This is a genomic window from Rhodococcus sp. KRD162, assembly GCF_017168335.1.
Taxonomy (GTDB): domain Bacteria; phylum Actinomycetota; class Actinomycetes; order Mycobacteriales; family Mycobacteriaceae; genus Rhodococcoides.
Map to the genome: position 1 here is coordinate 1 of NZ_JABFAU010000086.1, position 11,088 is coordinate 11,088.

General features: G+C 63.3%; 7 protein-coding genes. 1 reads left to right on the forward strand and 6 read right to left on the reverse strand.

The features are described 5' to 3' along the window. Positions 1-177: 177 nt before the first annotated feature. A complete protein-coding gene (locus J1M87_RS27715) occupies positions 178-2,415 on the reverse strand; it encodes an NADP-dependent isocitrate dehydrogenase (RefSeq protein ID WP_206492858.1) in 2,238 nt (745 codons plus the stop codon). A gap of 240 nt (positions 2,416-2,655) precedes the next feature. On the opposite strand from J1M87_RS27715, the gene J1M87_RS27720 reads away from it, so the two are divergent. Beyond that, complete coding sequence (locus J1M87_RS27720) at positions 2,656-4,032, forward strand: NAD-dependent succinate-semialdehyde dehydrogenase (RefSeq protein ID WP_206492859.1); 1,377 nt, start codon at positions 2,656-2,658, stop codon at positions 4,030-4,032. Between the two features lie 59 nt (positions 4,033-4,091). Here J1M87_RS27720 and J1M87_RS27725 read toward each other — a convergent pair whose 3' ends face one another. Genes J1M87_RS27725 through J1M87_RS27745 form a run of 5 tightly spaced genes read right to left on the reverse strand, consistent with a single transcriptional unit; the run spans position 4,092 to position 11,069 of the window. Then, positions 4,092-5,537 carry a beta-lactamase family protein gene (locus J1M87_RS27725; RefSeq protein WP_241257535.1) on the reverse strand — a complete coding sequence of 482 codons (1,446 nt, stop codon included), beginning with the start codon at positions 5,535-5,537 and terminating at the stop codon, positions 4,092-4,094. 36 nt (positions 5,538-5,573) lie between these two features. Further along, entirely contained in the window at positions 5,574-7,724 is a 2,151-nt protein-coding gene (locus tag J1M87_RS27730; RefSeq protein ID WP_206492860.1) for an MMPL family transporter, read from the reverse strand. Continuing rightward, positions 7,718-9,547 carry a non-ribosomal peptide synthetase gene (locus tag J1M87_RS27735; protein ID WP_206492861.1) on the reverse strand — a complete coding sequence of 610 codons (1,830 nt, stop codon included), beginning with the start codon at positions 9,545-9,547 and terminating at the stop codon, positions 7,718-7,720. Before J1M87_RS27735 ends, J1M87_RS27730 begins: the two co-directional genes overlap by 7 nt. Continuing rightward, positions 9,544-10,869, reverse strand: a complete 1,326-nt coding sequence (locus tag J1M87_RS27740) for an aminotransferase class III-fold pyridoxal phosphate-dependent enzyme (protein ID WP_241257536.1) — start codon at positions 10,867-10,869, stop codon at positions 9,544-9,546. Before J1M87_RS27740 ends, J1M87_RS27735 begins: the two co-directional genes overlap by 4 nt. After that, the gene (locus tag J1M87_RS27745; protein WP_307830937.1) at positions 10,869-11,069 is read right to left on the reverse strand and encodes an MbtH family NRPS accessory protein; all 201 of its coding nucleotides are present in this window, start codon (positions 11,067-11,069) and stop codon (positions 10,869-10,871) included. Before J1M87_RS27745 ends, J1M87_RS27740 begins: the two co-directional genes overlap by 1 nt. Positions 11,070-11,088: the final 19 nt, after the last annotated feature.

Consider the following 11,088-nt stretch of genomic DNA (forward strand, 5'->3'; position numbering starts at 1 on the left):
CGCCCGAATCTCGCATGGCATGGAACCTAGCGACTATCTCTGCTCGGTTCGGGATGACACGTCGGGACATCTGCTCCACATCTCCTCAGGTCAGGAGCTGTGTTGCAACCATCACTTGAAACTGCCCTGGGCGCGTGAATGGACCATTCATCCCATGGGGAGGTGAGCCAGAGAAAACTACTGCTTCGCCGACTCCAGAGCCTCGTTGAAGGTCTTGGACGGACGCATCACCGCGGCGGTGGCGTCGTAGTCCGGGTAGTAGTAGCCACCGATGTCGACGGGGTTGCCTTGGACCTCGTTCATCTCCGCGACGATCTTCTCTTCGTTCTCCGACAGCGTCTTCGCGAGTGCTGCGAAGTGCTCGGCCAGCTCGGCGTCCTCGGTCTGCTCGGCGAGTTCCTTCGCCCAGTAGAGAGCGAGGTAGAACTGGCTGCCGCGGTTGTCGAGCTCACCGGTCGAGCGCGACGGGCCTTTGCTGTTCTCGAGCAGCTTGCCGGTGGCCGAATCGAGTGCGGTGGCGAGGATGGTCGCCTTGGCGTCGCCGGTCTTGGTTCCCAAGTCCTCGAGGCTGACTGCGAGGGCCAGGAACTCGCCCAGCGAATCCCAGCGCAGGTGGTTCTCTTCGATGAGCTGCTTGACGTGCTTGGGGGCCGAGCCACCCGCACCGGTCTCGTAGAGTCCACCGCCTGCCATCAGCGGAACGATGGACAGCATCTTGGCGCTGGTGCCGAGTTCGAGAATCGGGAACAGGTCGGTGAGGTAGTCACGCAGGATGTTGCCGGTGGCGGAGATGGTGTCGAGTCCGCGGATGAGGCGTTCCATCGTGTATCGGATGGCACGCACCTGCGACATGATCTGGATGTCGAGGCCCTCGGTGTCGTGATCCTTCAGGTACTTGCGCACCTTGCCGATCAGCTCGTTCTCGTGCGGGCGGTACGGGTCCAGCCAGAACACGACCGGCATTCCGGACTCACGGGTGCGTCGCACAGCCAGCGCAACCCAGTCGCGGATCGGCGCATCCTTGACGATGCACAGACGCCAGATATCGCCCTCTTCGACGTCCTGCGTCAGCAGAACCTCGCCCGTCGCCAGGTCGGTGATGTTCGCGACGCCGCCTGCGGGAACCTCGAAGGTCTTGTCGTGCGAGCCGTACTCCTCGGCCTTCTGCGCCATCAGCCCGACGTTGGGCACGGTGCCCATCGTGGTCGGATCGAACTGGCCGTTGGTCTTACAGAAGTTGATCATTTCCTGGTAGATGCGGAAGAACGTCGACTCGGGACTGACTGCCTTGGTGTCCTTGGGACGGCCGTCCGCGCCCCACATCTTGCCGCCGCTGCGAATCATCGCAGGCATCGACGCGTCGACGATGACGTCGCTGGGCGAGTGGAAGTTCGAGATGCCGCGCGCCGAGTCGACCATCGCGAGCTCCGGACGAGTCTCGTGGCACTTGTGCAGGTCGTCGATGATCTCTTCCCGCTGCGCGCTGGGGAGGGTCTCGATCTTGCTGTACAGATCCGACAGTCCGTTGTTGACGTTGACGCCCAGTTCCTCGAACAGGTCACCGTGCTTGGCGAAGGCATCCTTGTAGAAGACCTTGACGGCGTGACCGAAGACGATGGGGTGCGATACTCGCATCATCGTGGCTTTGACGTGCAGGGAGAACATGATGCCCGTCTTGTAGGCGTCCTCCATCTGCTCTTCGTAGAACTCGATGAGCGCCTTCTTGCTCATGAACATGCTGTCGATGACGTCGCCGTCGGTGAGCGACACCTTCTCCTTGAGGACGATGGTCTCGCCACCCTCGGTGAGCAGCTCCATCTTGATTTCGCGGTCGCCTTCGACGGTCATCGACTTCTCGCCGTGATAGAAGTCGCCGTGGCGCATGTGCGCGACGTGGGTACGCGACGCGGGAGACCACTCACCCATGCTGTGCGGGTGCTTGCGCGCGAATTCCTTGACCGCCTTGGGCGCGCGACGGTCCGAGTTCCCCTCACGCAGAACAGGATTGACCGCGCTGCCAAGGCACTTGGTGTATCGCTCGCGGATCTCGCGTTCCTCGTCGGTCTTCGGGTTGCCGGGGAAGTCGGGAATCGCGTAGCCCTTGTCCTGCAGTTCCTTGATGGCCGCGAGCAACTGCGGAACCGAAGCGCTGATGTTCGGCAGCTTGATGATGTTGGTCTCCGGCTGCTGCGTCAGCTTGCCCAGCTCCGCGAGGTTGTCCGTCACCCGCTGGTCTTCGGTGAGGTAATCCGGGAACTCGGCGAGGATGCGGTTCGCAACGGAGATGTCACTCGACTCGACGCTGATCTCGGCCGCGCTGGCGAAAGAACGTATGACCGGCAGAAACGCGTGAGTCGCCAGCATGGGCGCCTCGTCGGTCAGGGTGTAGATGATGGTCGGCTTCTTCGCTGTCATGTTTCGCCTTTGCCTCAGTTTCAACGTCGTCTTTTGGATGCGTCCATCCTCGACTTTAATCTTTGAACCCTGCGCTGTGCGTGCCAGTGGGGTATCACTCCTTCACCGCGCCCAAGTTACCGACCAGTAGGGCGCTCAAAGGATTTCGCTACCTGCGACTGCCGCTCTCCTGACCACCGTCGGAGCATCCGATTTGCCCGAATCGGAACAACAACCCCCTCCCCGACCGTTGAACCGAGCATGACAACCTACAAAACTGTCAATCCTGCCGACGGCACAACTGTCAAGGAATTCGAGACCCTCGACGCAGCCGGAGTCGAGCGCGCGCTGACCGACGCACACGCCGGATTTCAGACCTGGCGCAAGACCTCCCCCGAGCACCGCGCCGACATCCTGCACAAAGTAGCCGACCTCTACACCGAGCGGTCGGACGAATTGGCCCGAAGCATCTCCCTCGAAATGGGTAAGCCACTCACCGAGTCCCAGGGCGAGGTGGAGCTGTCTTCGAGCATCTACCGCTACTACGCCGACAACGGACCCACGCTGCTCGAAGACGAGAAGCTCGACGTCCCAGGCGCGGAAGAGTCTGTGCTGCAGCGTAAGCCGGTGGGCGCACTGGTCGGCGTCATGCCGTGGAACTTTCCGTACTACCAGGTGGCCCGGTTCGCCGGCCCGAACCTGATGGTGGGCAACACCATCCTGCTCAAGCACGCACCCAATTGCCCGCAGTCGGCTCTGCTGATGGAGGAGATCTTCCAGCAAGCCGGACTTCCCCAGGACGCGTACATCAACATCTTCGCCACCAACGAGCAGATTGCGGACATGATCGCCGACCCACGCGTGCAAGGCGTCTCGCTCACCGGCAGCGAGCGGGCCGGGACCTCCGTCGCCGAGACCGCCGGACGCAATCTCAAGAAGGTGGTCCTCGAACTCGGAGGATCGGACGTGTTCATCCTGCTCGACTCCGACGACATGGACGCCACCGTCGAATCCGCGACCCGAGCGCGGCTCTCCAACGCAGGTCAGGCCTGTAACGCCGCCAAGCGCATCCTCGTCGCCGAGGACATCTACGACGAGTTCGTCACCAAACTCACCGCCTCGTTCGAGGCCGTGCAGACGGGCGATCCATTGGACGCCAAAACCACCCTCGGCCCACTGTCTTCCCAGACCGCCGCCGATACGCTGATCGAGCAGATCGACGACGCCGTCGCCAAGGGCGCAACAGTGCTGACCGGTGGCAAGAAGATCGACGGACCGGGTGCCTACGTGCAACCGACGCTGCTGACGGATGTCACCCCGGACATGCGGGCGTACAGCGAAGAGCTGTTCGGGCCGGCCGGCGTGATCTACAAGGTCGAAAGCCCGCAGCAGGCAATCGAATTGGCCAATTCCTCCCCGTACGGCCTGAGCGGCTCGGTGTGGAGCGCCGACCTCGACAAGGCCCGGGACGTGGCAGAGCAACTCGAGGTGGGCATGGCCTTCGTCAACGAGCATGGCACCACGCTGCCCGGCCTGCCCTTCGGAGGCGTCAAGCGCTCCGGCGTAGGGCGTGAGCTGGGACCGTGGGGCATGGACGAGTTCGTGAACAAGAAACTGGTGCGAGTCTCCGCGAAGTAATCACCGACGCGACCGACGCTGATCCCCGGCTCCGCGGCCGGGGATCAGTGCGGCCGTAGCTACCCAGTGGGCTGAGTCTGTCTGCTGAAATTGACCACTTGATCGGTCACCACAAGTGCAGACGCGAGAAATACTGTGCCGAGCAGAATCCAGAACGCCAGAGTGACATCAGGTGCCCACAAGGCCATCACCGGCAGCGACGCCCCGACGAGAGAGGGCACTCCGATGTAACTGCCGATCAGTACTGCCCCACCGAGCACCGTGGTGATCGCGATGCGCGCGGCCGCTCCACCGAGCGAGCGCCTACGAACTTGTCCGGTGAACAACCGGACCGTGACCCACACGGTGATGGCCAGCAGTATCCCCACCACAGTGAAAATCCCTCCCAATACGGCCAAGGCCGCCGATGACGGCAGCTCGGTGGTTGTGCCGTCGATGACGAGCGTTGTGAGATTTCGACCGACAGCGGCGATACGCTCCGCCTCGATCTCTCCGTAACGGTTGGTGGCCAACACCATTGCCTTGTCCAATCCCGGCACAAAGGCAACATAGGTGTAGAAGCCCGGCACGGCACCGGAATGCCACCACACGTCCTGACCGTCGATGTTTTCGTTGAACAACCCGTCGCCGTACTCCGTCCCCTCACCGGTGTCCACCTCGGGGGCCGCATCCTCACCGTCCTGCAGCTCACCCAAACGCCACGAGGCGTACCGCCCCAGCTCTTCGGTGGTACCGGCAAGGTAGCCGTATCCCAGCCCCGCCGAGTCGACTCCCACGTCGATGGGACGGGCCGTGCCGAAGAACGGCACGTGGCCCGGTGGAACGTCCCGAGTGAACTGCGCAGGATCGGTGATCGCAGAAGTATCGGCCGGCGCGAGCACTTCCGCGTCGAGAGCGTCGGCGAACGACTCTCCGGTGACAGTTTCCACCACTGCCTGCAAGAGCATGTAGTTCAGGCTCGAATACCGAAATGAGCCACGCTCGGTAGTCCCGGCCGGTTCCGAGATGGTTCCGACAGCGTCGGCGGCCGAATCCCTGCGAGACCAATCATCGGTGACTGTGATGTCGTGCGGCAACCCGCTCGTGTGGTGCACCAGATCATCGACGGTCACCCTCTGGTCGGCCAGCATCCCAGCCGCCTGGGGCACGATATCGACGACGGGGGTCGACGCTTCGAGGACACCTTGCCGCTCCAGTCCCACCACGGTGGCCGCCGTGAATTGTTTGGATACCGAACCCCACACGAACGGCGTTGCCGCGTCGACCGGCACACCGTTGCCGTCGACCCCGCTCGATACTCGAGCCGACACCGATTCTCGATCGACGATCTGCACCGACATGCCCGGAGCACCGATCTCCGTGGTCCAATCGTCGACGGCGGACTGCAGATCGGATGCCGATATCGTCGCCGCGGCGGCCGGACCGGGCACGAGCCCGAGAAGAACAGCCATCGACATCAGAACCCCCGCTGCAGTCTGTCGGACAGCTCTCATCCCGGTGTTCATCGTTGTCGGACTCCTCATCGCCGTGAACTCGCTCGGTCAGTGGTGGCCTGCACCCGTGAGCGAGCGCTTCCACACATTCGCGCCCAGCAGACGCAACGCGGCTGGAACGAGAATTCCACGAACTACAGTCGCGTCCAGCGCTATTGCCGCGGCAAGACCCACACCGAGCTGCTTCATCTCTGGCGTGGGCAACAGCGTGAACATCGCGAAGATCACAACCATCACAGCCGCAGCTGCAGTGACGGGCGGCGCGGACCGGACCACGCCCTGGCGGACGGCATCTTCGACGCCGAGGCCACCAGCGAATGCTTCACGCACCCGAGTGAGGATGAACACGTGGTAGTCCATCGACAGGCCGATGAGAATAACGAGCATCATCACCGGCAGCAGCGTCACCACCGGACCGACGTACTCCGAACCGAACACCTGTGCACCCCAGCCGTACTGGAACAGCAGCACCAGGATGCCATAGGACGCGAGCACCGACAGGAGGTTGAGGCCCACGCTCAGCGCGGCCAGCCCGACACTGCGGAACGCGAGGTAGATCAGAGCGAAGGCGACCAGTAGGACTATCGGTATGACGATCAGCAGATCACGCGCGGTCGATTTCGAAACATCGACGCTTACCGCGGTCTCACCACCGACGAGAACCTCTCGATCACCCGCGAACTTCGGAACTATGCTGTCCCGCAACTCGTTCAGAGAGTCCTTCGCGGACTGCGCATCGATACCGTCTGCGTCGGTGCCGATCTCGATGCGCGCCACCGACCCGTCCGTGGAGATCTGAACGTCACGCACCTGACCGTCGAACCCGGGCAGCCCTGCCGCGTCCTCGGCGATGTCGGTGAGGACCGTCGAAGCACGTGCGACGTTCCCGCCGGTCTCGGTGACCACGGTGTGGCTGACGCCGTACAACGGGAACTGCTCCGATACGTCGTCGAGTGTGCGCAAGGTCTCGAAAGTGCGCGGCATGCTGTCGGTTCCCGGAAATTGCAACTTCATGGTCGCGACCGGTGCTGCCAACAGGGCCATTACGGCCAGTCCTGCGAGCAGCGCAGGCACCGGGCGTCTGACGACCGCGCTCGACAGGCGAGCCCAGAACCCGGTCTCCTCCGCTGCATCGTCCGGAGCCTTGCCGAACAACTGCTTGACGACTCTTCGACGTCCCAGCGCCAACAGCGCCGGGAGCAAGGTGATCGACGCGAGCATCGCTGCGACGACGACCAGAATGATGCCGAGGGTCAGTGAGTGGAAGATAGGCGATGCGGTAAGGAACGCCGCGATCACCGACACACCGGTCACCAGACCGGCCACCAGAACCGATCGTACAGTCATCGATACCGCGATCATCGCGGCCGCGTCGGCGTCACCCGACCGGGCGAACTCCTCGCGGGCGCGTCTGACAAAGAACAGCGAATAGTCCACTCCCAGAGCGAGTCCCATCAGCAGAATGACGCTCATCTGGTTGCTCTCCATAGGCACCAACAGCGACGTCGGCCCGCTCCAGAGGATGGCCAATGCCACCACGGCGAGGCCGGTGACAAGAGGAATCAGCGTCGCGACGAAACCGGCGAACACCAGGAACAGCACGACAGCGGTGACAGGGAGGCTGAGTACTTCCAGCAACATCAATCGCTCACCGTAACTGGTGGTGACGTCGGCTTGTACCGAGATGGGCCCGGTAGCCGAAATGGCAGCACCCGGGTTGGCCTGCCGGGCGGTCTCGATCGCAGATTCGATTCCCTGAACGCGTTCGGACGGCGATGCCTGCTCCTCGGGCAGCAGCACCTGCAGAACCCGCTGGTCCCCGTCCGAAGCGGTCAACTTCTCGGGTGGCTCCTGCGCGGTTCCCTCCAGCGCCGCGGCCAGCTGGTCCGCGATGCGATCGGAGTCCTGCGCCGAGCTACCCTGCACCAGAATCGTTTCGGTGCGAGAGGACAGGAAGTCTGCGCCCGCCTCCAATTGCTCCGCCACACCGGACTCGCCGACGAAACCCTCCGCCGGGGACAACTCGGACATGCCGAGGCCCACGTACGCCCCGGCCGACAACACCAGAGCTACAAGCCACCCCGCAAGCACTGTGAGACGGTGACGGTAGCTCCACCTGGCCACCCCCGCGCAACGCTCCAGGACCGAGCCGTTGCCCCTCGTGCCCTCGATCGGGGGCCTTTCACTGGTGGTCACCATGACAATTCCTCCTGTCCGCGGCTCGACGCCGAGGCACCGACCGGTAGACGATTCGTTTCCCTGTCCACGACCGACGCGATCTCGCGCACGGTCAATCCATCCACTACGTCCGCCAACTGCAACCGCACACCGAACTCACGGGATATGCCGTTGACCATGCGCGCGACCAACAACGAGTGGCCGCCCAGCGCGAAGAAGTGATGATCGGTACCGATCTCGTCAATTCCAAGCAGACGTCGCCACAGCGTCAACAGCCGCTCCTCGGTAGCGGTCTCCGGTGCCCTACTCGCAGTCGAACCGGCAGCGAAGTCGGTGATCACCGGCGGAGGCAACTTCGCGGTATCCAACTTCTGGCCGACGGTCACCGGAACATCGACGACCTTCACCAGGGCGGCGGGCACTGCATGCCGCGGCAGGGTTCGATAGAGCTGCGACCACAGCTCCGCACGATCGATATCGGTACCGACGAACGTCGCGAAATACGCCACGAGAACATCGAGGTCCGTGCCACCGACAGTCGCGTGGGACCACCGGATCCCCGGCACCGATGCAATCGCTCGTTCCACCTCGCTCAGTTCGAGCCGGTATCCCCGCAACTGCACCTGGTCGTCGGCGCGGCCGTGATAAACGAAGCGGCCGTCGGAATCAATCTCGACGATGTCCCCGGTGAGATACAACCGGTCACCATGACCGGCCGGGTCCGGGACGAATGCTGCTGCGGTCGCGCGCGGGTTCCCGAGGTAGCCGTGCGCGAGCTGGGCACCGCCCACAGCAAGCTGTCCGAGACCCTCGACCGAACCGGCACCACTCGCGACCGGCAATACCGTCGTCTGCACACCCGGCAGTGCTGGACCGATCGATACCCTCGGCTCGGCAAGATCCTGTTCGACGAGTTCGCCGCCGGTGCACGACACCGTGACTTCGGTCGGGCCGTACCAATTGACCAGTGCGCACCTGTCGAAAGACGGTGCGGCCATGACGTCGGCAAGCCTGCCGCCATCGGATGCCTCGCCGCCCACGAGCAACTGTCGCAGCGCCAGCCCACCACCGATCGCCTCATCGTGTGCGCCGAGTTGATACGCAGCGGACGGTGTGGTCGAGAGCACGGATGCGCCTGTCTGTGCGAGCAGCTCATGCAGCCGAGCAGTTTCTGCCGCAACACTTTCCACGACGAGGACTGCAGTAGAACCTGCCACCGCCGATGCGAACAGCTCCCACACCGACAGGTCGAAGGCAGCGGACGACCGCGCTGCCACCACATCGGAGGTCGACAGATCGACGACTTCGCTTGCCGCGTCGAGGAATGCGAGCACCGCTCGGTGAGGCACCAGAACGGCTTTCGGCGTGCCCGAGGTTCCGGACGTACTGATGATGTACGCGGGGTCGTCGATGCTGCGTGGTGAGGGGGAAGCCGGCAGGAACGAACCGAACAGCGCGACGACGCCGTCGCTGAGCGCGACCGACGGACGTCCACGCCACGCCGCGGGATGCAGATCTTCCCAGACCACGATGGCGGCGGGCTCGACGGTCTCAAGCAGCTGCGCCTCGACGGCCTGCGGACTGTTGTACGGAATGACCGTGTATGCAGCACCGGCACCGAGAATGCCCAGCAATGTCGGCAGCAGCCAGGAGTCGCGGCGGCCCTTCACTGCGACGACGTGGCCACGGCCGACGCCGGCACGCGTCAAGGCCTCGCGGACCTGTGAGCTCCGTTGTTCGACTGCGCCGACGCGCAGTTCACCATCCACGCAGAGCTGCACTGGACGGTCCGCGAATCGCTTCGAGATCCCGGTGAACGCGAGGTCGTCGACGAAGGCTGTCACGAGTGCCCCACCATCGTCAACGACCGAGACACTGCGTCGAGCGAGAGCGTCAACTCCTGTTCGGTGACCAGCAAGGACGGACGCCAACGAATCGACCTCGTTCCGCACGGCAGAAGTACCGTGTCGAATTCGTTCAACGCGGTCTGGAGCACCGCGTCGCGCAGTTCCCGTGAGGACAGTGTGACCGCACCCCACAAGCCCCGCGACCGAGCCGAAAAGACATGACCACCCGAAGAACTCACCATCTCGTCGAGCCCAGCGCGCATGAAGGGGCCCATGGCCGCCGCGCGCTCGATGACGTTCTCACGCGCGATGTACTCGTAGAGCAGTGCGAAGCGCACCAGATCCACCAGCGATCCGCCCCACGTCGAACTGATACGTCCTGGCACGGCGAACGCATTGGTGTCGATATCGTCGACGCGACGACCACCGATGACCCCACACACCTGCATGCGCTTGCCGAATGCCACCAAGTCGGGGTGCAGCCCCAATGCCTCGTGCGCCCAACGGCAGCCGACGACGCCACCACCGGTCTGGACCTCGTCTGCGACGGTGAGGACGTCGTACTGGACGCACAACGACTGCACCGCCCTAAGGAACGCAGCACCGAGATGCCGGTCGCCGCCTTCCCCCTGAATGGGCTCGTAGACGAAACACGCGATCTTCTCACCGTCGGCCACGAGAATCGCTTCGATCTCGGCGAGTGCGCGACGTTCGGCCTCATTGAGATCTGTTCGGTCCGCCTCGTCGCCACCGTCCTCACCGCGAGCCGGCACATCGATTCTGGGCCAGTCGAATTTAGGAAACCGCGCAGTCTTCGCCGGATCGGTATTGGTCAAAGACATGGTGTAGCCGCTGCGACCATGAAACGCCCAACGAAGATGAAGCACTTGCAGATTCGCCTCGTCGACCCCGCTCCGCTGCGACTTCCAGTCGAAGGCGACTTTCAGTGCGTTCTCGACCGCAGCCGCTCCACCGTCGATGAAGAAGAGATGTGGCATGTCCTCCGGCATGAGCAGGCGACGGAAAGTAGCGACGGAATCAGCCAGGACCAGTGATGCAAAATCCGGGTTCGAGGGCTTCATCCTGGCTGCTGCCAACAGCTTTCGCTCGGCTTCGATATGTGCGAGGGGGGTGGGGTTGTGGCCGAGCGGGGATGACGAGAAGAACATCCCCATATCCAGGACCGGTCGACCGACTGTCTCGTCCCAGAGGTAGGAACCGGACGAACGCTCGATGTCGATCGTCAACGGAAGGAAATCGCCCACGAGCGTCCTGGCCAGTGCCGCAGGGACTCGCGAGACGGTATCGAGGACGGTCATCATGCCACCCCCAGCGCGCGGCGTAGCGACAGAGGGCGAATGTCGGTCCACACCGATTCGATATGATCCAGGCACGCCTCACGGTCACCGGTGAATCCAACCTCGTACCAACCCAGCGGCAATGGTCTCTTCGCCGGCCAGATCGAATGCTGTTCCTCGTCGTTCCGTACGACGGTCCATTCGGAAATGTTGTCCTGCACTGTTATCCCCTGTTCCTTG